Below are 24,913 nucleotides of genomic sequence, written 5' to 3' on the forward strand. Positions count from 1 at the left end.
GAGGCCCGTTGCGTTGAGTCGGGCCGAATTGGCCATGTGTGTACGCGAATGCATCGCGGCGGAATTGTCTTGGTGAGCGTCGAGGGGCGCGCTTTGCAATACATCTGCCTTCCCCGCCGCCGAAAAGGGTCTTGATTTCAGTCACTCTATTTGGGCATGACCGTGAACTGCCCGGTCCTCACCGGCCCCGCGCCGTAGGCGACGCGGGCACCCGCGCGATCGTGAATGGCGAAACCGACCACATCCGGCGCTTGCCGGTCGCTGTTCTGGCTACTGTTGTCAGCGATCATCAACCAGTAGCGAAGCCCCTGCGGCACGCGCTCGAGCTTGCTGCGTTGGAGACTACAGCGGCCGGTTAGGTAGACCGTCGGATTTGCCTTGCCATACGAGTTGATCAGCTCGATGGACGTCGCCCCGAACGTGCCTTTCAAGCCATCATTGAGATCCACCGTGATCGCTATTGCGCCAACCGGATAAACGTCTGCCCCCGCCGGATCGAAGTGGGCCGCCAGCTTAACCGTGAACACGCCCAACGAAGCCGCGTCCTGGCGGCTGGCAATGAAGATTTCGCCCTTGCCTTCAACCTTGCTGGGGTCGGAAACGTGCAATGCGGGAATGCTGGTGCTCATGCTGCTACTCCTTGGCGGCGGTCGTCGCGAGCCGTCGAAACCAAGCTTGAATGTGCAGCGCCAGGGTGATTGTTTCATCCTCTCGGCTGAGGAGGGCGACCCATTCTCCCAGGCTTCACCTGCAGGCGATGAACTGATCGGCTACCACATCGATTGGACAAGCGATGCGGTGAACTTGGACCCCAGGAACGCAGCGCTTCGACGCGGGTCTCGAAAGGCATACCCCACCGCTTAATAAAGAAGCAGGGTAGGTTGAACACCCGGGTCAAATTTGAATCGGCAACCCTCACAGGTGGGTCAATTTTCGGCCGGCGCCAACACACGGCCCACCATCGAGCGCGTGCGGCTGAAAATCGGGCGCGGTTCACCTAATACAGTCAGCCCGATGCTCGAGCGCTGGTTCGCGACGCTTAGAGAACGGCTGGTCGGACCACGGTCACTCGGCCGGCCGGCAACGACGCGGACGGGATGCCGGTGGGGCGTGCGCAATGCGGCCAAGCTACTCTGGGAGACGGCGAGGCGCGAGGCCGATCAAGTTCAGCGCGGCGAGCTGGAAACGGTGCGCGCGGAGCTCCAGGCTCGCGAGGACGCGCTGGCCGAGGCGCAGGCAGCGGTGGCGCAGCGCGAGGACGCCTTCGCGCAGGCGCGCGTGAGCCTCGGTTCGGCGTTGGCCTCCTCGCAGCAGGCTCGCGAGGCGCTCGAGCGGCAACTCAAGGAGCGCGCCATCGAGGCGCACCGGGTGCGTATCGGCCTGGACGACGAAATCAAGCGGCTGACTGCCCTGCTCTCCCAGGCGGGCGAAACCCAGGAACGGATGCGTCGCGAGCACGCCGAGGCGATGGCCGCGCGATCAGGACCTGCGCCAGGCCCAAGAGCGGCACGCTGTACAGGAGAGGCGATGCTGGCGGAAGTTGATCGAGCCAGGCAAACAAGGGATAAGAATCTGGTGCAAAAAACGAGCTTACCGGAGATACGGCCGAGTACTTCGTTCGCGCAATCCAGCGGCTTCAATGGCATCGTTGTGCTCGCGAGAACGGAGAGCACAACAGACGATTGACCCAACGTACCAATGTCTGTCGAGACCCGCGGATTCAACCGGTCGATGCAACACACTAATAGCTGCTTAGGCAGAAGGAATGTTCCAGATGAAGTATCGAACGCGGCCAGCCAGACACAAGACGAGAGCCGGTACACAGACTACTAGTGGGAATTGGAGGCGGCCTGATGGCAAACCTTCCGCACTTTTGGACGCTTTCCCGCCCGCCGTGCCCCGCGGGTCACTCGCATCCGCTGCAAGATTTTGCGCCGGGATGTAGCTAGCCGAGCGAAACGCTCAACGCCTCGAGGATCCGATCGATGGGGGTGGCAAGCCCCCGGCCCCCTTCGTCCGCGGCAATGAGGACGCCGACGGGCCGCTGTCCGTCCACCACGACACTGCCCGAATCGCCCGAGCGTGCGAAGACACCGTCCTCGGAGGACTCGATGCACAGCTGCCTGCTCACGCGCCGGTCGCCATCGGGGTAATTGACGGTCCCTTCGAACTCGAGGGCAATCACGACGCCTCTCGTTCGACCGGAACATGCGCCGATCAGGTCGACGGCGAATGGCAGATCCTTCGGGCGGGGCACGGAGATCGAATTGGACAGCGGGCCGATCTTCATTGCGGCGGCCTTCGAAGGGCAGTCGGGATCGAACTCGATGAATGCGGCATCCAGCTCGTTTGTCGACCTGTCCGCAATCACCTGGCCGATTCGGTTACCAACCTTGTGCGGCTGGCGGACGATATCGCCGGTCGAGCACACGTGCGCGCAGGTCAACGCACCCCTGGTTCCGTCCGGCGCCGTGACGACGGGGCCGAGCGTGCCGAACTTGTCCTCTCCAAAGTGCCCGATGGAGCAACCCGCGACCAGAGGCCTCACCGACAGTCGGTGCGTTCCGGTCGAACCTGGACATGCCAGCCGCACCCGGAATGAGGATTCGACTACGTCAACCGGGACCCCCTCGATCGCATCGGGCAGGCACTGGCGCGGGTTCAGCTTGTCAGGACCGGCCTTTTCCGAGACGTGTACCCGGATCGCCGGCCCCGCAAGCAGTGCACCTGCCCGCCGCTTGATGCCAAGATCGAGCCCGACGACGCCGCTGCGACGCAGGAGCCGTGCGCGATGGCGCTTGAGGACATCGAGGGCGAAATCCCACGAGGGCCGCTTGGAGGCCCTAGCTTTCATGGCCGTATGACCGTTACGACGTTCGGATCCGACAGCGACCGCAGCTCGATACGAACGATGTCCTCAGCCACTCGAATCAAGTCCCCTTTGGGCGTAGCGCCGGCGGAAGCAGCCTTGAAAGTCGTCTCCCCGACCTTCTTCAATGCATCCGCCAGCGCGGCGACGCTTTGGTCGTCAATCTTGGCACCGACCTTCTTCGGGTACTGAGCATTAGGATCGAACTCGACCGCGTACTCGGTCGTTCCGGACAGCGGACGCTTAAGGTCCAGGGCATAGACTTCGCCGACACTCAAGACCTCCGTCGAGACTTCGTTCACGACAATGTCCGTTCCCATTTGCAGCACTTCGGACGTGGTGTCGTTCCCGCGTTGCGCGGTTCGATCCACCAGCAGTCGATAGGTCACCTTCTTGAAGACCACCTTCAGATACTTCGGGCGCTGGACCACGATCGGCATTCCCTCGAACTTCGACGACGCCGCCGTCTCTCCGACATAGGTCGAGCTCAGCGACGAACAGCCGGCAAGTACGGTGAGGACCGTGGAGGCGAGCAAGGATCGAAGAATCATTTGGACACCCGGGTAAAGGATTGGGAGGGCGCCAATACTGCGCTTCGCCGCTCAAAGTGGCATGCCCCAATTTGATGAGATTTCCTGGCCTCGCCCCTTTATCGGGCGGGCGCGCGATATGCCCTGATTTGCTCCACTGACAAATCGGACATTTCGATCTGGCGTTTCAATTCCGCGAACTGATCCTCCGTCATCGTTCGATCACTGGTCGACTTCAGTTGCACCGTATTTTCGATTTGACTGAGCCGCAGGGTGCTGACGGGGCGATGGAGGGCTGGCTGGAGACCATCCATTTCTTTGGGTGATCTCGGTTTTCATGCACTTTGTGGCGCCCCGGTTCCGCAGCCCGCCTGCGATTGACGGCGCGCTGATCGAAGCGGTCGGGGTGGTAGTAGCGCAGGATGTCCCATTCCTCGTCTTCCACCTCGTCGAGAAGGTCCTCGAGCTCGTGCCGGGCCTCGCCCCTGCCGATCATGGCGTACCCCGATCGATTGGCCATGAACGCCAGCGGACCGCCACAATCCTCCGGAGGCGCTGCGCGCCGGCCTGCGATGCACACCGGATACACCCGCTTGGGGTCGATGAGTAAGGTGGTCTCGATGCGCAGATCGTGGATCCACCCGTCGCCGAAGTCGTACTCGTAGGCGAACCGCTCAAGACGCCGCAGCTTCAATTGGACGATCAAAGTCTCGTGCGCGTCCGTGCCGAAGAATGCGCCGCCATCCTGGTGGACTCCGTACTCCCGCCCCCGGATCTCGAAGCGGTGCAGGTGCATGTCCTGCCAACCGAACGCGATCTGTAAGATCTGGTGAAGGCGGGCGATGCTCGTATCGCTTCGCACCAGCAGGCGGCGCCAGATCAGCGGGCTGATGCTGCGCAGTACAACGCGCAGCTGCAGTACCTCTGGGCCAGAAGACACCCCGGTTTCCATTTCCGAAGCTTACTTTGCTTCACTGCACACCCCCAAGAAATGGATGGTCTCGCGTACGAATCAGGGCCAGGCGCCCTACCCCAAGCGGGCTTTACCAGGTACGAAGCGCTCAAGGCAGTTCACCACATAAGACCTCGAGTTGGCTTTGATGCGTGTCTGCAGAACTTCAAAGGTGGCGCCACAACGAGCCGCAACCTTGCAGCTTCCGTTCGCGCCCGCTTGGAGCAGTGCGCGATACCCACGAAACAGATCTTCAACCCCACCCACACTCGCCAGGGGGCTGGAGCGGCTGCTGCATCGGTTGACGGCCTCGCACTACCAACTTCTGAAAAACCCGTCACGTGACTTTTTCGCAAAGTCCGCGCGCGCGTCAATAGCTCTTCGGTCCCGTTGGAGACGTTGCAGTTGGGTAGCCTCGGTTTGGAGTTGAGCATTCTCCGCTCTCAATTGCTTGTTCTCAGACTGCAGATCCGACATCGTAGTGGCAGGACGTCGAGGTGCGGCTGTGTCCGGTAGTCCGGCTCCTGGATGATTCGAGGCGTCCTGAGCGTGAGCAGAAGGAACAAGTAGATCAAACAGCATGTTATCGGCCTTGTGATGAGCAACGGCTGGAAGTTGCTGGATCTTCGCGGCAATGTTGGAGGTACCCACTCCAACCGAAAAAATGATCAGGGAATTGAGAATCCAGAACGCAGCCCGGTGGGACAGAACGAGTTCTTTCGCACTGAAGACGATCGCCCCAGCAAAGAAACTCAGCGCTATGGTTGTCCATCGGAACTCGACCTCCGGGAACTGGAAGCATATGGAGTTTGCGACAAACATCACCATGGCCCCGGCGGCGCCAGGAGTGGCCATTGATTTCGGATTGAGGAACTCATTCATGGCTATCCCCTCGCGATAAGTGATCTTGCCCAGCGCCGGGAACTGATCGTGGCATTCTTCTCTGGCGCCAAGCTGCTGGCAGGTGGAATCGAGCCTTGAGCAACCCTGTTTCTCGGCACGTGCGCAGCTCGCCGATCGTGTTGATGCCGTGATAGCTGAAGTTGCTCGCACCCCCGGGGGCTGCGAACGTGCCCGCGCTCAGGCCTGACAGGCCAGGTCTGATTCCGTGCCACCGCCTCGCCGATCAACTGGCCGAAGACCTTGATGGCCAAGTCAGGGCCGTGGCGGGTCGCTGTCGCCTGGACTTCGAGCAGGATCGCCTGCGTCTCTGTGTCGACCATGGTGTCCTGCCTTCCCAGGGTGCTGCGTTGCCCGTGGACCCAGTGTGGTGAAAGATGTCACCGCCAGCAACCCCCAAACTGAGTACGTTGTTCCAGGCCGGTTGGCAGGGCAGACGCCTCCCGCCCGTAGGACGCCCACGGGGTTCGTCCAGCCCTTCGCGGTGCTGAGCGGCATCGCTCTGCCCGGAGATGTCAACGGCGGATCAGACGTGCATGCGCGCCGGCCTGAGCGCGGCCCGGCCGCGATGTCGTCGCACTCAGATGGCGCCACAGCGCGATCGCAATCGCTCTCGCCGTGGGCAGGATGCCTACGCGAGGGATGCGATTGCGCGTTCAAGCGCATCGAGGAGGACGTCACCGAAAAGTTTGATTGCTGTCGGGCGTGTTGACGGTGGGAGCAAGGGTGTGTGCCCATGGCCAGACCCAGACCCCAGTTACGCGCCGACGGCGCCGCCCATCCTCCACAAGGACATCATCAGCCCTCGTCAAGTGTCAGGGGCCTGGCCCACATCCTGCTTGCATCACACTAAATTCGGCAGTCGGGTGGGACCCTAACAGGCTGCTGAAATACCTCACTCGAAAGTCCCCCGTCAGTGAGCCTGGTGCGTTGTCTTTGCAGACCCACGAAACCTGCTCCGATGCGCGGCCCTGACACATTCACCGAAGGCTTGTTCACCATGAGACGGCTGGACGACTTCGTTCCCGCCGACCATCCGCTGCGCCGCATCCGGGTGATGGTCAATGAGGCGCTGGCCAAGATGGACGAGTTGTTCTCTCGGATGTACGAGGCCGACATCAAGGGCGGCCGCCCGAGCATCGCGCCGGAGAAGCTGCTGCGCGCGATGTTGCTGCAGATCCTGTTCAGCATCCGCTCGGAGCGTCAGCTCATGGAGCAGACGCAATACAACATGCTGTTTCGCTGGTTCATCGGCCTGGCGATGGACGACGCGGTGTGGGTGCCCACGGTGTTCAGCAGAACCTGATCGAGCACGACGCGGTGGTCGCCTTCTTCAACGAAGTGCTGGAGACGGCCGAGAACAGGGATTGGTTGTCGGGTGAGCACTTCAGCGTCGATGGCACGCTGATCCAGGCCTGGGCCGGACACAAGAGCTTCGTTCGCAAGGACGGTGACGACGACGGCGACAGCGGCGGGGACTTCAAGGGGCAGCGACGCAGCAACGACACGCACGAATCGAAGACGGATCCCGATTCGAGGCTGTACCGCAAGGGCAAGACTGCCAGCGAACTGCGCTACATGGGGCACACGCTCACCGACAACCGTCACGGCCTGGTCGTCAACGCCATGGTCACGCAGGCCGACGGCTTTGCCGAACGTGAAGCGGCCAAGGCCATGATCAGGGACGCACGGCAAGCCACCGCGAGCCCGGATACCGAGGTCACGCTTGGTGCCGACAAGGGCTATGACGCGGCCGAGTTCATCGATGCGCTGCATCGCATGAAGGTCACGCCGCATGTGGCGCAGAACAAAGCGGGGCGTCGCTCGGCGGTGGCCGACGAGATCGCTCGGAGCGAGGGCTATGCGATCTCGCAGCGCAAGCGAAAGCTCATCGAGCAAGGCTTCGGTTGGGCCAAGTTCGTCGGCCCCATCCGGCAGGTGATGGTGCGCGGCATCCAGAAGGTCGACCAGTTGTTCGTGCTGACGATGGCCGCCTACAACTTGGTGCGCATGCGGACCTTGGCAGAAGTCCGTCCGTTGGCATCGTAGGGGGGTCAGCGAGAGCCCCAAAACGAGCCTCGAAGCGGGGAAAACAGCGATGAAAGCGAACCCGGAACGTCGAAATCACACAATCGCCGTCTTCAGTGCGCAGGATGACTTCGGCGCGCTTGGTACTTCAGCAGCCTGCTAAGTCGCGAGCCTCGTTGCGCGCATGTGGAGCGACAGTGGCGCTACTCTCGTATCGTCCAAGACTGCTTCGATATAAGAAGAATCCGCTCCCGCGGTCGGCTCACCAAGTTGAGCGACGACCAAGCCGGCCCCGGTAACGACGTCAAACCATTGGCTCAGCGTCCGGTGGAAGATCGGCGTGTTGAAAGATTCCACCTTCTTGCGTTCGCGGTTCGTCAGCGTTGAAAACCACCAGCTGTCCACCCTGCCATCCGTTGCCTCGAAGTATCCGCCAATCTGGATGGCTCGCGCCTTGCCGTTGCGGTCTCGAAGTACCTTGCGATGCGGCGGTACGAAGCATGGATGGAGGATGGAGAACTGTAAGAAGCCGCCAGGGCGAAGAACCCTGCAGGCCTCACGCACAGCGCGGGCCGGATCCGGCATGTCCATCAACGACATGAACGCGGTCACGAAGTCGAATGACCCGGCATCAAAGGGCAGCGCCATTGCGTCGGCGACCCGGTAGTCGATGTTAAGCGACGCCGCCCGCTCGGCATCCTGAGCGTGTCGAATGAATGTGGGAGCTATATCAACCGCGAACATTCGCGCGCCGAGTCTCGCCAAATTCCGGGTGTTCGAGCCCTCACCGCATCCGACATCCAAGCCATGCAACCCAGAGACTGGCGGCAGCATGCCAAAGAAGGCGGGACTGTTCAATGCGTCGCGGAAGACGTCCAAGCCGCGGCGCGCTTGCTGCGTCCAGGCATCGGCATTGGCCTCCCAGTGTTTGGCAACTTCGCTTGCATCCATGGCTCGACACCTCTCTTTCTTTGTCGGTTCTACTCACGATCCGACCAAGTGGCCGCTGTGAAGCGTGTCCTCAGACGGCAACGCGCAACGCACAGATGCAGACGATCGGCGATCGAGGACCATGAAACTGGAGCGTTCATTGAACATGCATGCGTCCAATCTTCCGGTTCGATGGGATCGGATACAAGCGGCGCGCGGCGCTTTGGTCATTCAGATTGGGGAGGTCCGGCGCCATTGGTGTTGTTCGCGAGATGGCTCTGGTGGATCGAACGCCAGAGCCGTTCGACGACTACTATGTCGCGCGGCCAGCCTTTGCGTCGATCTAGAGACAGAACCATATCCATGAAGCGGCCCGTTGAATGCCTGTTGGCGAATCGGCGCCCTCGGGCGGTGTTGCAGATCTTTGGCCTCGCTGATCCACGCACTGCGTGGTGGGTCGGTCCGTCGTGGGCGAATGGGCCACAGCTATGGTACTGAGAGCGTCTTCACACGCATCTCCCCACCCGGAACAGGCGACGTTGGTGTGCAGCAGCCGCGACCTCGACTCCAGATGGATTGCCTCCCGATTCGATCCGGTGCGAATCCTACTGCGACGTATGCATCGACAGCTCGCCATCCGCCAGCCGCTTCAGTGCGGAAAGGCTTGGGACGAAGAAGTAGCCACCGCCCCACACAGTTGTGAAGCGTGGCAAGGGACTGATGCGCTGGCCCACCGGGCAGCCTTGCAGCGTGAACGCGCGATTCGCGTCCGTGCCCAGCAGCGGGTCTTGTTCGTCGCTGAGGTCGCCAAAGCGGGAGCCGGCGATCCAGCTCCTCTGGACAAACTCGAACTGGCGCTCGAAGTCGGCGTTCAGGGCCATGAACATTAGCCCTCGTCCGCAAGGGACATTTCCCTCTCGACCACGCGGATGGCCGCCGCACGACTCGATGGATGCGCTTTGCGGGCAATCGATTGCGTACACGCGGCCACGGCGAAGCAAACGATGCAGCTTCGATCTGGCGATGCCCACCTCGACGCTTTGCGCCAAGGCATCGCGGGGATTCGCGCGCCGCGCATGGGCACCGCGTGGACACTCGAAGCCGTTGGCGTCGGTTTCGAGGTAGCGGAACGCATCAATCTCCGAGGGCGGCTGAGCGGCACTCAGCAGGGAATAGCCGTCGTCGCCCGCAGGCGGGGTGCGTGGCTTCTTGCGTCCGACAAAGAGCTCGTCGAGCTTGAGCGAAGGATGATGGCTAACGAACTGCGAAAACACCGATACGTGTTGCTCGATCTGGCGCACAGCAATGTACGTGCCGTTACGCCCGAAGCCGGAGGTCGCGGATGTGGTCTGCCAGCCCTGGACATTCGGGCAGTAAGCGCGCTCCTTGTATTCATTGTGCTGGCCCAGAACGAACTCGCCCGGCTGGACGATGCGATCCTCGAAGATCTTTCCTCCTGCTTCTTTGGCAAGCGTTTCGGCCTTCGACGGCGGGATGCCGTCCAGCACGGGTTGGCCGATGCCATCGCGAAAGCCGAAGGGCTCGTATGCACGTGGATCAGTTTTCGGTTGTGCGGGCGCTTCAATGTAGCTAGGGCAAGTCGACACGGGGTGGAGCAGCACCTTCAACTCTGGAGGAAGCTTCGCCGGGTCGAGGTGCGGAGAGGGTGAGATGCGTTCACTCCAATAGTGGACAACGAAGATGTGAACAGCGAGCGCGCCTTGTTCATTCACGTCGCCCCATTGCCATGCAGGGTTCGGCGGGTCGCCGAGCAGTTGTCGACGAAGCGCACCGGCCATGCCATCGCGAAAGGCGCTCGGGAATGGATAGGCCTTGTCCTCCTTAAGGCCAAGTTGGATCAGGCCGGCGTGACTGAAACCCAGGGTCACGGTTTCCGTCACGCGAGAAGCGGGATCGGACGGCTTGCAGCGAACCCGTCCAAGGCTGTGAACCAGATTGAGACCGAGCAATCGTTGCAGCCACGTGAGCGCGGTCTGAGCATGTGTGATGTGAATGAGCAGATAGCGTGCTCGTCGCAGCTCCGGAAATCCGGTACCGACAAGAGCCGGGATGTCATCGAATTCCTGCCTAAACGTTTCAAAGTCATTCATGATTCGAGGGCCCTCGCGATTTGGTCGTCTTTGACAGCGCTGCGCATGCCACGCAGCGCTTCGCGCAAGCGCGTAGCGCGTTCGATGTCTTCATTCGAAAGGGTGTAGGCCTCGAAGCGATGCAGATGCGGCAGCATGCTTTCGCGCGCATAGGCCTTGAATGCCTGTTCGGCCTTGCAGCCCTTGAAGATATGCAGGTGTGTGGGCGGAAAGCTGCGGCGGGCCTCGACCGCGGGTTGGTCATACCGTGCCGCCTTGCGCTTGCGCAACTCGCTGCGTCGCCAGATCAAGTTGGCGCCTTCGGCCGCGCCCCGGATGAACTCGTCGAGATAGCCCCCGAATGCGCCGTCGAAATTGCTGCAAAAGAGCAGTCGCCGCCCGTTGGCAATGATGTGCCAATGGCCGAACTTGATGCCCTGGGCGCTTCCGAGAATGCCTTCCGTGAAGAAGTATTCGCCCAGAACGTTGATGAACGACAACCAGAAGCGCAGCCAGAAGCGGTGCCAGGCATAGGGGCTCCGGATCTCGGTCAGGCTGATCATGTGGCTGGTTCGCCTCGCCAGCGACGCCTCGCAGGCCTGCACACTGGGATGCACCTGGTGGGCCGGAACATCGGCCAGCGGGCCAGGACGATCCCAGCGTTGTGCGACCCGCAACAGCTTCGGCATGGTCTTGGTTAAGAACCAGATGGCGAGGGCGGCGACCACCGCCACCGACACTAGGGCGCAGAGCGCCCACACGAGCCTTGTCTGCGCATCCAGAATGTGCAAGGCCGACCACGCGAGAGATCTGCAATCCCTCGACGCCATGAAGCCGAACATCAGCTGCGTGAACCCATACGTCAAAGCGGCTGCAAGCACCATCAGCGACAGGATGGTCGCCAAGGGAAAGAAAGGCGGTGCGCGCAGCGCAAGCAGCACCGGAATCAAGCCGATGAACGCCGCCGCGGATGCGAATGCCAGCAAGCTCATGACACCCAACAGGCCGAGTTCCACCGAGCAGACCTGTATCGAAAGGTCGCCAAGCGCAATAGCTCCGATCCCGCCCAGCACTGTCAAAGCGGCAGTGAGCACGGAGAAGAGGAGCACGACGGCAGCCAGTCCCAAGATTCCGACACCAGTGGACAGTGCCAAGGCGAGCGGCACCAGCAGTGCGAGAAGCAGTGCCAGCGCAGCCAGAAGCACGGCGGCCGAGGGATCTCGCGGGACCGGCAGATTCATCGCGGTCAGGCCATGTGCCAATGCGACAACGATGAAGCCAAGCGCCGTGAAGACGCCGAGCAACGCGACAAAGGGAAGCACCAGGCGGATCGAAAGCGCCGCCCAGCACAGCAAGCCGAAGTTCGGCCCTTTGCGCCAGGGCGAACGGGGCGCCGGATCGGCTACCCAACCGAAGCCGTGGTGGGTAGCCCAATCAAACAGGCGATCGGCCAGCATGCGAGTATCGGCCGGGCGGTTGGCCGCCGGCAATCCATGAAGCACGTCGCGTGCTTGCGTGAAGAAGCGGTTCTCAGCAAGCACCTGCGCCACAGTTCGATCGCGCGTACCGACGAAACCACAGTTCGCCAGGTTTGAATGCTCGATTAGGAAGGCGCGCAGCCATTCGCGCTTCGTCGCCGGATCAGTAATCCGCAGACCTGGCCAATTGACTTGGTAGAGCTTCCAAAGCACCCCGAAGCCGGCCTGCAGCATCAACCCCACCAGATCGGCCGGCGCCAGGTCCTCGTCGCTTATCACTTCGAACAGCAGCGAAGGCTCTTCCAGAGCGGACGCGTCGGGCGCGGCCGGCAGCAGCGCGAGGGTCGAGAAGTGGATGCGGCCGATCTGGCGGCACATGTCGTCGATGCGACGCTTCACCCCGTGGCTCACGTTCGCCGGAGCGCGCGGCGTGATGAAGCAGATCATCTGTTGGCGTGACATCGGTCCGCTCAACTGTTGCGGAACTTGAGGCGCATCGAGCAGATGCTCGGTCCGTCATACCCTATGCGCCGCCACCACGGGTCGGCCCACGCAAGCCCCGGGAGTCGGAGCAAGCCGAGAAATGCGCTGGTCAAGATCTCGACGACCTGGTCGCGTGCGATGCATCGCCGTGCGCCGTACCCGAAGATCAGACTGCGGTCCTCCTGGTCAACAAACAACCGGCCCGGTTCGTAGTCGGCCGGCGGCGCGTCAGGCATCGCCGCCGGATCGAACATGGCGCCAATCGAAAGCATGGTAAGTACCGAACCCGCGGCGATGCAGCCCTTGCCGCCCTCGCCGTAGATCGCATTGCGCCGCACGTCGCGATGCGGAGTGGGAAACGGAGGCCGAAAGCGCAGCAGTTCCAGGACGTGGTCTTTCAGCACAAGACGCAGTGAAAGATCCTGCCAGGGATCGGGATGCGCTTGAACTTGGTTTACCAGGTCGCGCAGCTTCGGCTCGGAGCGTCTCGAAAGAAATTCCTGCATGATCAGCGCGCCGCTCTGCACGGTCGCGGGGTGGCCAACCCACAGCAGGCCCACCACGTTGCGCGCGATGTCCTCGCGACTGGGCGCACCCGTGCCGCCCCAGGCCTGGTGCAACTGACCGATGTTCGAGCGTACCCACGCATTCAAGGCGGCGGCGCTTTCCCTGGCACGACGCTGAGCCGCCTCGGTGGTGACCGAGCCCACGACGAGGTGCGCGCCAATGTGGCGCAGGTGCATGAACATCGGATCGCCCGGGGTCAGCGACGGTAGCCTGGCGCCGAACGATCCGCCGATGGCCTGCCATGCGACGGGCACCATGAAGTCTTCGATCAGGTCGAACTGGGACGCGGGGCCGGCGCGCAGCGCGTCGATGCGCCTGCGACTTTCGCTGGTGGCGAACTTCTCGAAAGTGGGGCCCGGCGGCAGCCTGGAATGCAGCAGGCCGCGCTCGGCTGCGTGACGCGGGCCGGATTCCATCCCTATGACGAATTCGCCCGCCACCAGGTTGGGCCGATGTGCGGTGCTTGAGAACGTCAGTGGCCGCTCGAAAACTTTCACTACATCGGAGCGCGACGCCACCACCTTGATGAGGCGGCCGATCCACGGCTGCCGTTGAACGGTCCGCGAGATCAGGCGCAGCAGACGTGGCTGATGGATCATGGTGCTGACGCCGCGGTATTTGAGCCAGGTCAGTGCACGGCAAAAAAGCGGGTCACGCATGATCTTCTTCCGGGATGCCGCGGCGGCCCACGACCGCGCGCGTGTCGGCGCCGGGTTCGCGCCCCGCTTCGAGCAGGAGCCCGTCCATCCCGCACTCCTGTGCCAACGCCGTCGACTCGGCCAGATGATCGCCCGCATCCCGGCTTCGTCCTGCCATTGCCTCAAGCCTTGCCAGGAGCAGCAATGCACGTGCCTCGTGGGCGCGCTGTTCGAACGACGCCGCCGCATCGCAGGCTTCGCGCGCGGCCGAGATCGCTTCATCGATCCGGCCGGCTTCGCGCAGGGCGATCGCAAGAAAGTAGGGGAAGTAGTACTCGTTGTAGCGGCCTCCGGCCATCGAAGTCTTCTGCGCGATGGCGGGCTCAAGCAGCGCCAGCGCCTGCGACGCCTGGCCGCTGAGCGCCAAGGCACCACCAAGATGGGCAAGGATGGGCGGGTGCATGTTGGCCAGCTCATGAACGCGGCACAGCTCGAGCGCCGCACGCAGCAGGACGGCCGCCTCGGCCGGGCGTTGCTGCGCCATCAGCAGCTCACCCATGACGAAATCCAGCAGCACCCGCGAGAACGGATGGTCTTGCGCTTGCAGCTCCTTGTAGCCGGCGGCGCAGGCGTCCTGCGCGGCGGCCAGGTCGCCGCGCGACATCAGGATGTCGGCAAGAAACGCGCGGAGATTGATCGACGCGAGCACGGCCCAGCCCGGCATGAGCCGTCGCGCGTCGAGCTCGGGCGCGAATTCGCGCTCGACCTGGGCGGCGTCGGAGCCCGCGTCTGCATAGCGGCCGAGGCCATGGTGGAGCATCATGCGCGACTGGATCGCCGCCATCTGAAGGCTGCGGCTGCCGGCTGCAGCGGCCGCGTTGCCGGCATGTGTGGCCACCGACAGACCTTGTCGATAGCTTCCTCGCGCCCAGAGCGTGACGGCGAGCTGCAGCGAAACAGCTGCCTGGCGCCGCGCGTCCCCCAGCATCTGCGTGATGCCCTCTGCCCGCTCGAGGTTGGACACGATCGCGTCGAACAGACCCAGCGCCATCTGTGCGCCCAGGGCCTCCACGCGCAGCGCCAGTTCGCACGGCAGCATGGCCGACTCGGGCTCGACGCGCCGCGCCGCGTTCAACCCGAGGTCGAAGACACGCAGAGCGTCCTTGTTTTCCGAGCGCGCGATCGAGCGAGACATGGCGCTGAGCGCATGTTCCGCGGCCGCAAGCCATTGTTCGCCGTGAAACGCGTGGTGTGCGAGCATGCCCGCATTGGGCAGCGCCTGGTCGCCAGCACGCGCGCTCAAGGCTTCGAAGGCGGCGCGATGCAGCTGCCGGCGCCGCGAGCGTGTCAATGCCGCTAGGACGGTGTCTTGAACGAGCCCGTGGCGGAACGCGTAGCCCCCGGTGACGGATGACGCGGCGGCGACGATCAACCCACCGGACAGGGCTTGCCGCAATTGGCTATCGGCCTCCGCTTCACTGATCTGCCGCATGGCCGCCACCACGGTGGCATCCAATGGCTCGCCGACGATGGCCGCGGCTTCCAAGCTTGCTTTCGCGCCCGCAGGCAAGCGATCGACCCGCGCGCCGATGATGGCCATGATGGATGCGGGCACTCGCAAGGGCGTTTCAGTCGGCGCACTGCGATAGGCGCCCGGGGGGCCGCATAGGCTTCCGCGATCGACCAGGGTCATGACCAATTGCTCGAGAAATAGGGGGTTGCCGTCCGCGCGCTCCACGAGCGCGATTCGAACTTCCGTCAGCGACGCGTCACCGCCAAGCAACTCGCGCGCTAGCTGCGTGACCTCGGTCGGCGTCAGGGGGCCGACGCGATGCTCGACGAACCAGGGCGCGTCGCTCCAGCGATGCACGAAATCTTGCCGGTAGCTCAGCAGCAGCAGCAGCGGCTGTGAATGAAGGCGCCTCGCTAGTGCCTCAAGCAAGCGAATGCTGCTGCGGTCGGCGAGAAACACGTCCTCCACGACAAGCACCAAGGGACCATGGCGTGTGCGCTCCCGCACGAGCCAGACGAACGTGCTCGCAATGCGCTCGCGTCGCTGCAAGGGCGTCAGTGCGCGCCAGCCATCGCCGGGGTCCGCGGTGCCCAGCAGGTCAGTCAACGCAGCCGCACGCAGGTCGACACGGTCATCGCCGGCGGATTCGCGCGGCGCCAGTTCGGCGCCCGAGCCATCGTCAGGCGCTGCCAGCAAGGCCCGAACAACGTCTGCCACGAGGTTGTAGGGCGCCTGGCTGACGTAGGCGTGCGCAGTGACCGATACGGTGGTGAAGCCCATGTGCTGGAGGCGCGGGCACAGCTCGGCGATCAAGCGGGACTTTCCGATTCCCGCGTCGCCCCGGATGCCGACGGCTCGGAGCCTTCCCGTGCGCACGCCTTCGGCAATTGCCATCAGCTCGCCGATCGCTTCGTCGCGACCGATGAGTGGGCCGAGGTAGCGCCGGCGCGCCAGCGGTGCGGCGGCGGAGCCTTGCAGTCCGACGGTAATTTCATGGACCTCGACGAGGACCTTGAAGCCGCGGATCAAGCGCTTGCCCAGCGCCCTTGTCTCGATCTGATCGCCGACGAGCTGCATCGTGCCGCCGCTGACATAGGCAGCGCCGGGCGGAGCGAGTTGTTCAAGCCGGGATGCCAGATGAACCGGGGCTCCATCGACACGATAGCTGGTCGACAAATCCCCGCTTCCCGGGCCAGCGATGACCTCGCCCGAATCGATGCCAATGCTGACTGCCATGGGCGTTTGCGGCGACGTTCTTGCCTTCATCCCTTCAAGCATTGCAATCGCGGCCAGGCAGGCGCGCAGGGCGTGATCTTCCTGGGCAATCGGTGCGCCGAAGAGCGCGAGCAATTCATCGCCGCGCCATTGCACATGCGTGCCGCCGTAGGCGGTGACGGCTTCCGACATCAACCGAAACGCAAGGTCGAGATAAGCTTGGCCGCCCTCCGCGTCGGTCTGAACGACCTGAGCGGTGGAGTCGCAGAGATCGGCGAGCAGAACAGTCACCTGCTTGAGTTCGCGTTGGGCATCCAGAAGGGCGCCGCAACTCCAGCAGAAGCGGTGACGGGTCTGGCGCGGCGTGCCACAGTTTGGACAGACGCTCATTGCTCCTCACTTCGTGCTGAAGTGCTCCTCGACTTCCTTCTCGGAAGCTCCCTGGCTCCTGGCGCGGGAGACCTTCGCGAATGTACGCCGAGACGAGCACGTGCGTATCCACAACTTTGGGGGTACGTGCAGCCGGCGAAGGGAGATACTCCGGAAGGTGTAGCACGCCCAGTGCGTTTGCGGAGAATTTCCGTGCCGATGACAAAAGACGCAGTCGATGTACCGACGTTCGAACTCGGCCTTTCGCTCGCCGGCGGGGTGTCGTGCGGCGCGTTCACCGCCGGCGCGATCGATTTCATTGTCGAGGCGCTGGACGCGTGGGAAGAAGCAAAGAATCGTGGCGACGTAGACGCGCCGCATCACCGGGTCACACTGCGCATCGTTGGAGGTGCATCGTCCGGCGCGCTCACCGCCGCCGTGCTGGGCGCTGCACTCCCATACGCGATCAGACCCGTACGCGAGAACAGCACGCTGGAGGAGGGGGAAGCAAATCCGCTGTTCGACAGCTGGGTCAACATGACCGGCCTCGAGGAACTACTCGGCACCCAGGACGCCAAGGTCGGCCGTGTGCGATCCGTATTCGACCCCACACATCTCGACATGGTTGCACGCAAAGCCATTGAATACGGGACAAGCGAACACGCGAAAAGGCCGAAGCCGCACGATCGCAATTGGCTGGCCGACCCTTTGCGCATGGCGTTCACGGTCACCAATCTGCGTGGCGTCACTTTCTCGCTGTCGCGTCCGTTTGGTGCGATCAAAGAGCTGTTGACCACCGTCCATGGCGACGTGATGCGCTTTGCGATCACCGGGATTGGAGACAGGCCGGCGGCAAGCCCTCGTCCCGACGAAGAGCTGGTTTCCATCTCTCGCCATGCGCCAGACGAATGGGATACATGGGGGAAGAAATTCGCCACGGCCGCGTTGGCTTCTGCGGGGTTTCCGCTGTTCCTGCCGGCGCGGCGTCTCGCACCGCCCGCGGGCCAATACAGCGACACGCCGGTCGTATTGCACGGGGGTGCTTGCGGACCCGATCAGGTGGAGCTTGTTCTACCTGTGGGCCCTGCCCAGGCTGGGCACTATGAATTCGATGCAGTGGACGGCGGGTTGATCGACAACGACGCGATCGAAGTGGTTCGCATGGAGCTGCTCGATCGCAATCCGCTGGCGTGCAACCCCCGCGACGGGCGGCTGAGCCGGCGTGCCGTGCTGTTGATCGATCCGCTGCTTGGCTCGTTCAAACCGCCAGCCGACGATCTGAAGCCAATCACTTTGGCCAGCACATTCTCGGGCCTGGTGCGCACGCTTCTGGAACAGGCGCGGCTGCGGCCCGAGGACATTGCCTTGGCGACGCGGGAGGACGTCTACAGCCGCTTCATCATTGCGCCTCACCGCAAGGACCAAGCAGGCGAGAAGGCCCGCAACGACCTCGCAGGAGCCAGCCTCGGTGGCCTGGGCGGCTACCTTTCGCGTGACTTCCGGCGGCACGACTATTTTCTGGGGCGGCGCAATGCCCAGCAGGCCCTGGCCTGGCACTTTGTTCTTGACGAGAACAATTCGCTATTTGACGAACCTGCATGGAATGCCGAGCAACGCAAGCGCTATCGCGTTGCGGGCCGTTCCGAGCTGCCGATCATTCCCTTGGTCGGAAAGCTGCATCCATGTCATGGCGAGGAAGAGCCACTGCCGGACTGGCCGCTGAGCAAGGCGGACCCCGCTTCGTTCGCACACGCAATCGAAGCTCGACTGCACGTGCTCTACTGCAATCTGTTGCGTCCATGGTGGATTCGGCTGCTGTTCTATCCGCTGTGGATTTTCTTGCGGCGGCCCGTTCGAAAGAAACTCGTCGCTGCGATGGTTGACGGCCTGCGCAAGCACGACCTGTAGTGCATGGCGCATCGATGCGCGGATCGCATTGGGAGAGGCAGGCCTGATCAAGCCCGGATACCGCTGGCAGGGTGACGTGCTCGACCGGGATCTGCCCTACGTTCAGCGATTTCCGGAGGGCAGTATTGTCGCCGTGCCGCTGTCCGGCCGTGCGCTCAGGCAGCCCGTCCGCAAAGATGAGGCAGCGCTTCTGCGCAGCGATGGACGTGTCGAGCCCATACAAGTCAGCACCTGAATCCGGCTTCGTGAAGCGAAAAAGTCGTGCGCGCCCACATGTGAACCCCTTCGCGTGGCGGCTTGACCACAGTGCATTCGGCAGCGTCAAATATCGCGGGTCATCATGGCATCCGCGTCAACATCCAAGCTGCGCAGCCTAGTGCGCCACCTCGACGAGGTCGCCGCCAGCGGCGACCTGGCAGCGGTTCTTGTGCACCTGAACGATACTTACCTCATCGAAGCCAGGCCCCCGGAGGTGCCGGGCATGGCGCGTATCGCGCGACTACTCAAGTTCTTGAGGCATTTTTGCCGGCAGCGAACTGGCGAGGACGTCGTGCTGGCGCTGCATGCTGGCGACATGCTGTCGCCGTCGTACCTTAGCAATACCGTTGGCCTTAAAGGCCGCCAGATGGTTGAGGCACTTAACGCATGTGGTCTGGATCTTGCGACGCTGGGCAATCACGAGTTCGATTTCGCAGAGCCGGCTTTGCTGGAGAGGCTTGCGGAAGCGAAGTTCGGCTTTGTGATGACGAACCTCGTCGCACCGCAGCGCTATCGGATACCCCAAGTCGTGCGATGGCCTCCTCACTCCCCGTTCATTGCGATCCTCGGCATCGGCGGTGAAGACGTGCGAAAGAAGGCTGCCAAGTGCGGCTTTGAGTCGCGCGAGACGGAGGCGGCGCTGAAGCAGGCAATTGCGGAGATCGCAGCGGACACGCGCATTGGCGCCCTCGTCGTGCTCACGCACATGGAGCGAAACGAGGATCATGCACTGGTCGATATGGTGCGGCGCCACTGGCCGCGCAGCCTCTGCGCCTACGTGCTCGGTGGCCACGACCACGACATGAACTGGATTGAGCCGCGTGGCAGCACCGTCTTCCTGAAGAACCTCGCCAACGGACGTTCGATTTCGGTTGTGCCGATCAGAAAGTCCGCTTTGGTAACAGTAGGCGCCGTGGGCTTTGTGCAATACAAGTCGGCCGATCACGAAAGAGAGCGGGCACTTGAGGCAGCCAGCGAGAGGTTCCTGGATATCGAGAAATTGCTTGAGGCACGCAAAGCCGGCACCGATATCCAGCGGATGATTGACGACGCTAGGCAACGCGAGCTCGAGGTCGACTTGGAGCGCGCTGCGCAATGGCCATCGGTGGACGCGATCCGCCGCAGCGCGATCCGCTCTTGGATGCGTGCTGCACCGGCAGCGGCGCGCCGAGACCACAAGCGTGCATTCTTGCGCCACGTGGTTGCGGCAATCTCGAGCCACGTCGAACTGAAGCTGAAACGCATGGCGTATGACGGCCTCGCGAACGAGGCGCTGATCTTGGACGCCCACAACGAGGCGGTCGACGATTGGCGCCGCGTCTGGGTGATGGGTGCGGCGGACGGAATACAGTCGTTGAGGCAGGATTCGGCGACGAAGAAGGTCATCTCGAAATGGCTGGAGCGGGCCGCGGCCGATGGTCGCATCGCTTCACGCGAGCGGATCATCTTCGACTCCAGCCGAAACCCGAATCGGGCGCCGATGGATGCTCGCGAGACCTCGTTGCGCTCGTCCTCGACGAACTTCGGAAACTTCGTCTGCGACGCCGTTCTTGACGCGACCGGTGCCGATCTTGCGCTGGTCCACGCGGGGTCATTTCGCGCTGACGATCTGTTCGGTGCTCATTTGACAGTGGGCAACCTCATCGACACCTTCTTGTACGACTGCCCTGGCGCGCTTGTTGAACTTCAGCTGCAGCGGCGCGACGTTGACAAGCTTTGCGCGCACGCTACCAGGAAGGTGGGCTCGGGCGCATTTCTCCAGACAAGCGATTTGAGCGCTCTCACCGACGGCGCCGAGTCGACATGCCGCGTCGTGATGAGCCGTTATCTGTTCGATCGGGAGTCTGGCGATGGCTACCTCGAATTGCTTGCAGGGCTGCATGGATTCGATCTCGCCAGCGCGCAAGCAACGCTCAACAGCCCAGCGTTGATCAACACAACGCTGATCGATTTGGTTATCCAGGGCGCACCCAACGTCGGGTATTCGCAAGCGCAACGCATCCAGATCCAGGTCGCCGAGATTGGCGGCTTCGAGCGCCAGTCGGCGCCGCTCGTGGAGGCACTGCGCCGATACTGGTCTCAAGCACAACGGGAATGTGTCGCAATCGCCGATGCCCTTGTGCACCTCGAAGGCGAAACGGGCTTCACGAAGGAGCTGGATATGCTCCGTCTGGACGTTTGGCTGACGATTCATGACCTGATGAAGCAGCAGGGCACCCTACGGCTGGACCCGCAGCTACTCGACCACCTGGCGCGGTCCAGGGAACGCTTTGCCGAAGGCGTTGACTACAACCGTTTGGCAGAGAGGGCCTGGGGCTTTGTGTATGACTGGTTGGTGCGTGACTTCTATCACGCGAGCGAAAAGTCGAAGGAGAAGTGACTCGGCAGGAGCGTCCGGTATTGCGATCCGACTTGTGGGACGGAACTGCTCAGAACGGTCTTAGGCGACAGTGGGTTTTCATGCGCTGCGCGAGCCGCTTGCAGCTCCTGCGGCACCCTCGCGGCCTTCAACTGCGCGGTCCGGGCTTCGCCCGGCGGTGCGCAAGCGGTCCTTGCCGGCGGCGCGAAGCTCTCACCAGAATTGATGAGGCATGGCCACTATCTGCCTTGGTTGCCGAGACCGATTGGCATTAGAGTGACATCCACACTCGAGAGCGAGGACGCCAAGCGCGGCCGTCCTGCGCATGGCTGGCGTGCGGCTAAGCGGGGGCCGCGCATCGAAGGAGAGATCCATGAACGCCACGTCTTCGGCGAGCCAAAGCGACTGGCTCATCGACTTCCCTCCCCCGAGATCGCTATTCTTCGACCAGGAGGCCCTGCGCGTCTACGAACGCGCCTACTACATCGGGCTGTCCACCGAGCCGGTGTCCGAGTCGCCGATCACGTTCTCGACAGTGGCTCTCGCCCTCCTCACGGGGCTGGATGACACGTCGCAGTGGTTCGCCCGACGCGCCAAGGTGAATGGGCCGTTCGCGGGGGCGGTCTCTTCGGCGAAGGGAACCACGATCATTGACCTGCCTCCTCTCACGCAACCGGCAGGCCGCCCGGCCCAGATTCGCCTGTCGAGTGACAAGCAGCTGCTCACCGCCTCGGCACGCGCGCTGGTGGAGACGGCGGAGGAATGGGCGACTCGGGTCGAAGGGACCGACATTGGCGTGCGACACCTGGTTGCTTCCTATGTGATCAATCCCCCTGCCGCCCACCGCAAGCAGATGAACGACTGGGGATTCAAGGAGCGCGCCTGGCGTGATGAGTTCTTCGATTGGATCACCACGCGATACACGGCGGAGTCGTGGAGCAGCGCAAGGCAGAAGGTGGTGCCTACCAAGGCACTGGCATCCTTCGAAGGGCACAAGATCAAGGGAGCAGCGCTTGCCTTCCCGGGAGATGCACAGACGATGCAGGTGCTCAAGCGTGCTGCCGAGTATCACGCCCGGCGGTCAGACACCTGGTTGCGCCTGCAGACCGTTTTCTTCGCGCTCGTGGACGAAGGTCGTGCCGACACCGACCTGGGGGCGGAAATCCTGCCGATCCTGTCCGCTGTGTCGCCGATCGAGAGTGCGTACGCAACGGCATTTGAGGCCTACTTGCCAGCTACGGCGACGTCGAAGGGCGTCATCCCCTTCGATGCCCTGGACATCAGCCCTCGTGTTCTCAACGGCCTGGAGACGGCGCGCGAGCTCACGCTTGCAACCCGCAACACTGGCGAAGACGTCGGCGTCCTCCATCTTGCGGGCGCACTTGTTTCCCGTCGTGTCGACGGCGACGACCAGCTGGCCGCAACGGGATTTGAGCCTCAGGCGTTGCGCCTCGCACTCATCGCGTGTGCCGCGACACAAGGCGAAAGCGGCGAGGTTTGGCGCGAAGCGCTCGGCGAAGAAGAGGCAGTGCCGATGGGCCGGCCTGTCGACCTCAACAGCGATGAGCCTGAAGCCGTCGTGCGCGCGGACCAGAAGTGGGCGAGTGACCCGTTGGGGATCCGCCCGGATGTGACATCTTTTGCGGCCCTCCTGGCCTCCAAGTCCCTCGAGCCGCCGTTGGCCATCGGGCTGTTCGGCCCGTGGGGCTCCGGAAAGACGACCTTTCTCAAGCGACTTCACCTGGCCATCGACGAACGAGCAAGCCAGGCCAAGGCGGCGCACGCGGCGTCGCAGCACGCGCCTTTCGTCAACAACGTGGTGCACGTCGAGTTCAACGCATGGCACTTCGCCGAAGACGCGCTGATCTCCAGTCTGGTGGACACCATCGTTCGGGAGATCAAGTCGTTCATCAAGAATGACTACCCACAGATAGGCGAAGCACTGGTCCGTCTCAGGTCGGAGACGGTGGAAACATCGCGCCGTCGGGTGGAGTCCGCGAGGCTGAACGAGGCCAGAGCGCGGAAGGCGGTTGCAGATGCGGCCACGGCCCTTTCCGAAAGCGAGGCCAACGCCCGCAAGGGCGCCGCCAACCTCCAAGTCGCCGTTCAGGTCGCGTGGGACGCGACGCTCAAGACCGTCGGGCAGTCCCCGGTGGTGAAGCAGAGCGGTGTGCTGGACAGCCTCGGCACTACCGTTTCGAACCTGGAGGATCTGCAGCGCCGCGTGCAGGCCATTCGGTCCCGTCCAAGGTCCATGTTGAGTCAGCTGGGCTGGAGGCGAACGCTGTTGTTTGCCGCTTTGGTGCTCGCACTCCCGGTCCTAGTTGCCTGGCTGGTACAGAACGTGCTCGAAATCGGAGGGCTGGGGCAGGCCCTCACCTCAGCCGGCGCGATACTGTCGGTCGTTGGAGTGTGGCTGCGAGCTGCGTCCGGGGCGGCAGCGAAGGTCGAGCAGGCCATTGCTGAAGTCACCCAGGCCTACGAGAAGCAGATTCAAAGCGATCCCAAGGTCGCGAACGCGCAGAAGCAAGTGCACAGTGCCGCCTCGGAAGCGGCCAGCGCGGCCGAGGAACTCGCGACTAGCGAGCGCGAGCTGCGCAGCGCCGAAGCTGACGCAGCCGCTGCCTCGCTGCCATCGCAGATGCTGACGCTCGTTTCCGGCCGCGCCGATGACATGACCTATGCAAAGGAGCTCACGACCGTCTCGATCGCGCGCGGCGATCTTCAGAAACTCAGTCAGATCCTTCGCGAGCAGGTGGAAGCGGCCACGGCTGCGGGATCCTCGGGCGCGAGGGCGGTGGATCGCGTGATTCTTTACATCGACGATCTGGATCGCTGCCGGCCCGAAGACGTCGTGCGCGTTCTTCAGGTCGTGCACATGCTGTTGGCTTTTGAACTCTTTGTTGTCGTTGTCGCCGTGGACGCTCGGTGGGTGGAGGAGTCTCTCAAGCAAAACTATCGATGGCTGGGCAGCGGCAAAGGTGCCGGCAGCAGCACCGAAGGCGTGGGCGCAGGCGGCGCGGCAGAGAGCAACGCCCGCGTCACGCCGCAGGACTATCTCGAGAAGATCTTTCAGATTTCGTTCTGGCTGGAGCCGATGACGGCGGGGCGGGCGGCGGAATACCTGAAATCGCTGGTGCGAACCGGTCCCCGGGATCCTGAAGACGGGATCCGCCTTCCCTCCGGTGCGGACGGCGCTTCATCGGCCCCGACGACGGACGGCGCGGGCAAGGTTGAAATCCGGCCTATCGAACTCGACTACATGCGCGCCTTGGCGACCTATGTCGGTCCCTCGCCTCGCCGGGTCAAGCGTTTCGTGAATGCATATCGGCTCCTCAAGGCGCGCATGTCCGATGCCGAGCTCAGCGGCTTCGTCACTGACCGCAGCACCGACGAAGGGGGACTTCGCTCCGGCCCGTATCAGCTGGTTGTCGGGCTGCTCGTCATCGGTACGGGCGCGCCATCCTCCGCCTCTCAGATCCTGAAGGAACTGGCCGAGCGCGATCCGCGCGACCGGATGGACGAGGTGATCGATTCGTTTCGAGAGCGTCAGCACCCCGATTGGAAGATGGCCGCTCAGGTGCTTGAGACGCTGGTGCGAACGCAAAAGGCGCGCGACGTGTCAGAGCTTCGCGGATGGGCACGAAGGGTTTCCAGGTTTCTGCTTCAGGGGCCGACGGTGGCGCTGCAGCACAGGAGCGTCGATTCTTAGATGCGCCGGCAGCTTGTTTGGCTGCGGCGGCTCGGGCTTGTCAGATGCCGAGCTCCGAGGGTGAGGACGGCCGGATCGAACGCAGCGCACACTGCCTTTGCGACAACACGGCAG

Annotated in this window: 14 protein-coding genes and 1 pseudogene; 5 read left to right on the forward strand and 10 right to left on the reverse strand. The window is 63.1% G+C overall.

Annotation, left to right across the window (positions count from 1 at the left end; translation table 11 throughout):
- Positions 1-146: 146 nt before the first annotated feature.
- Positions 147-629, reverse strand: a complete 483-nt coding sequence (locus ACSQ89_RS38250; RefSeq protein ID WP_436297365.1) for a hypothetical protein — start codon at positions 627-629, stop codon at positions 147-149.
- A gap of 340 nt (positions 630-969) precedes the next feature.
- Between ACSQ89_RS38250 and ACSQ89_RS38255 the strand changes: the two genes are divergently transcribed.
- On the forward strand, positions 970-1,686 hold the full coding sequence (locus ACSQ89_RS38255; RefSeq protein WP_436297842.1) for a DNA-binding protein: 717 nt from the start codon (positions 970-972) through the stop codon (positions 1,684-1,686).
- Positions 1,687-1,945: 259 nt separating this feature from the next.
- Here the strand turns inward: ACSQ89_RS38255 and ACSQ89_RS38260 are convergent, their stop codons facing one another.
- The 4 genes from ACSQ89_RS38260 to ACSQ89_RS38275 form a co-directional block, all read right to left on the reverse strand.
- Positions 1,946-2,854, reverse strand: coding sequence for a hypothetical protein (locus ACSQ89_RS38260; RefSeq protein WP_436297366.1), 909 nt, complete (start codon positions 2,852-2,854; stop codon positions 1,946-1,948).
- Positions 2,851-3,420 (reverse strand): hypothetical protein, encoded by a 570-nt coding sequence (locus ACSQ89_RS38265; RefSeq protein WP_436297367.1) that lies wholly within the window; start codon positions 3,418-3,420, stop codon positions 2,851-2,853. Before ACSQ89_RS38265 ends, ACSQ89_RS38260 begins: the two co-directional genes overlap by 4 nt.
- A gap of 214 nt (positions 3,421-3,634) precedes the next feature.
- Positions 3,635-4,351, reverse strand: a complete 717-nt coding sequence (locus tag ACSQ89_RS38270; RefSeq protein WP_436297368.1) for a plasmid pRiA4b ORF-3 family protein — start codon at positions 4,349-4,351, stop codon at positions 3,635-3,637.
- A 315-nt stretch (positions 4,352-4,666) separates the two neighbouring features.
- Entirely contained in the window at positions 4,667-5,233 is a 567-nt protein-coding gene (locus ACSQ89_RS38275) for a hypothetical protein (RefSeq protein ID WP_436297369.1), read from the reverse strand.
- Between the two features lie 979 nt (positions 5,234-6,212).
- Between ACSQ89_RS38275 and ACSQ89_RS38280 the strand changes: the two are divergent.
- Positions 6,213-7,300: pseudogene (locus ACSQ89_RS38280) on the forward strand (IS5 family transposase).
- A 138-nt stretch (positions 7,301-7,438) separates the two neighbouring features.
- On the opposite strand, the gene ACSQ89_RS38285 reads toward ACSQ89_RS38280, so the two are convergent.
- From ACSQ89_RS38285 to ACSQ89_RS38305, 5 genes are all read right to left on the reverse strand, one after another.
- A complete protein-coding gene (locus tag ACSQ89_RS38285; RefSeq protein ID WP_436297370.1) occupies positions 7,439-8,230 on the reverse strand; it encodes a class I SAM-dependent methyltransferase in 792 nt (263 codons plus the stop codon).
- A 584-nt stretch (positions 8,231-8,814) separates the two neighbouring features.
- Positions 8,815-10,320: a Dyp-type peroxidase gene (locus tag ACSQ89_RS38290; protein ID WP_436297371.1), complete on the reverse strand. Its 1,506-nt coding sequence runs from the start codon at positions 10,318-10,320 to the stop codon at positions 8,815-8,817.
- Positions 10,317-12,239, reverse strand: coding sequence for a hypothetical protein (locus tag ACSQ89_RS38295; protein ID WP_436297372.1), 1,923 nt, complete (start codon positions 12,237-12,239; stop codon positions 10,317-10,319). The genes ACSQ89_RS38290 and ACSQ89_RS38295 overlap by 4 nt, the downstream gene beginning before the upstream one ends.
- Positions 12,240-12,247: 8 nt before the next feature.
- Positions 12,248-13,486, reverse strand: a complete 1,239-nt coding sequence (locus ACSQ89_RS38300; protein WP_436297373.1) for a hypothetical protein — start codon at positions 13,484-13,486, stop codon at positions 12,248-12,250.
- Positions 13,479-16,583, reverse strand: a complete 3,105-nt coding sequence (locus tag ACSQ89_RS38305) for an ATP-binding protein (protein WP_436297374.1) — start codon at positions 16,581-16,583, stop codon at positions 13,479-13,481. The genes ACSQ89_RS38300 and ACSQ89_RS38305 overlap by 8 nt, the downstream gene beginning before the upstream one ends.
- A 198-nt stretch (positions 16,584-16,781) precedes the next feature.
- Here ACSQ89_RS38305 and ACSQ89_RS38310 point away from each other — a divergent pair, with 198 nt between their 5' ends.
- From ACSQ89_RS38310 to ACSQ89_RS38320, 3 genes are all read left to right on the forward strand, one after another.
- Complete coding sequence (locus tag ACSQ89_RS38310) at positions 16,782-18,470, forward strand: patatin-like phospholipase family protein (RefSeq protein WP_436297375.1); 1,689 nt, start codon at positions 16,782-16,784, stop codon at positions 18,468-18,470.
- A 340-nt stretch (positions 18,471-18,810) separates the two neighbouring features.
- A complete protein-coding gene (locus tag ACSQ89_RS38315; RefSeq protein ID WP_436297376.1) occupies positions 18,811-21,108 on the forward strand; it encodes a 5'-nucleotidase C-terminal domain-containing protein in 2,298 nt (765 codons plus the stop codon).
- A gap of 352 nt (positions 21,109-21,460) precedes the next feature.
- Positions 21,461-24,799 carry a P-loop NTPase fold protein gene (locus tag ACSQ89_RS38320; protein ID WP_436297377.1) on the forward strand — a complete coding sequence of 1,113 codons (3,339 nt, stop codon included), beginning with the start codon at positions 21,461-21,463 and terminating at the stop codon, positions 24,797-24,799.
- Positions 24,800-24,913 lie beyond the last annotated feature (114 nt).

Source organism: Variovorax sp. LjRoot175, from assembly GCF_964253805.1.
In the GTDB taxonomy this organism is placed as follows: domain Bacteria; phylum Pseudomonadota; class Gammaproteobacteria; order Burkholderiales; family Burkholderiaceae_C; genus Variovorax.

Excerpts from the sequence above, each read along its gene's own strand:
- ACSQ89_RS38285 (WP_436297370.1), bottom strand. The coding sequence starts at position 8,230 with ATGGATGCAAGCGAAGTTGCCAAACACTGGGAGGCCAATGCCGATGCC.
- ACSQ89_RS38295 (WP_436297372.1), bottom strand. The coding sequence starts at position 12,239 with ATGTCACGCCAACAGATGATCTGCTTCATCACGCCGCGCGCTCCGGCG.
- ACSQ89_RS38270 (WP_436297368.1), bottom strand. The coding sequence starts at position 4,351 with ATGGAAACCGGGGTGTCTTCTGGCCCAGAGGTACTGCAGCTGCGCGTT.
- ACSQ89_RS38265 (WP_436297367.1), bottom strand. The coding sequence starts at position 3,420 with ATGATTCTTCGATCCTTGCTCGCCTCCACGGTCCTCACCGTACTTGCC.
- ACSQ89_RS38300 (WP_436297373.1), bottom strand. The coding sequence starts at position 13,486 with ATGCGTGACCCGCTTTTTTGCCGTGCACTGACCTGGCTCAAATACCGC.
- ACSQ89_RS38275 (WP_436297369.1), bottom strand. The coding sequence starts at position 5,233 with ATGAATGAGTTCCTCAATCCGAAATCAATGGCCACTCCTGGCGCCGCC.
- ACSQ89_RS38310 (WP_436297375.1), top strand. The coding sequence starts at position 16,782 with ATGACAAAAGACGCAGTCGATGTACCGACGTTCGAACTCGGCCTTTCG.
- ACSQ89_RS38320 (WP_436297377.1), top strand. The coding sequence starts at position 21,461 with ATGAACGCCACGTCTTCGGCGAGCCAAAGCGACTGGCTCATCGACTTC.
- ACSQ89_RS38250 (WP_436297365.1), bottom strand. The coding sequence starts at position 629 with ATGAGCACCAGCATTCCCGCATTGCACGTTTCCGACCCCAGCAAGGTT.
- ACSQ89_RS38290 (WP_436297371.1), bottom strand. The coding sequence starts at position 10,320 with ATGAATGACTTTGAAACGTTTAGGCAGGAATTCGATGACATCCCGGCT.
- ACSQ89_RS38260 (WP_436297366.1), bottom strand. The coding sequence starts at position 2,854 with ATGAAAGCTAGGGCCTCCAAGCGGCCCTCGTGGGATTTCGCCCTCGAT.
- ACSQ89_RS38305 (WP_436297374.1), bottom strand. The coding sequence starts at position 16,583 with ATGAGCGTCTGTCCAAACTGTGGCACGCCGCGCCAGACCCGTCACCGC.
- ACSQ89_RS38315 (WP_436297376.1), top strand. The coding sequence starts at position 18,811 with ATGGCATCCGCGTCAACATCCAAGCTGCGCAGCCTAGTGCGCCACCTC.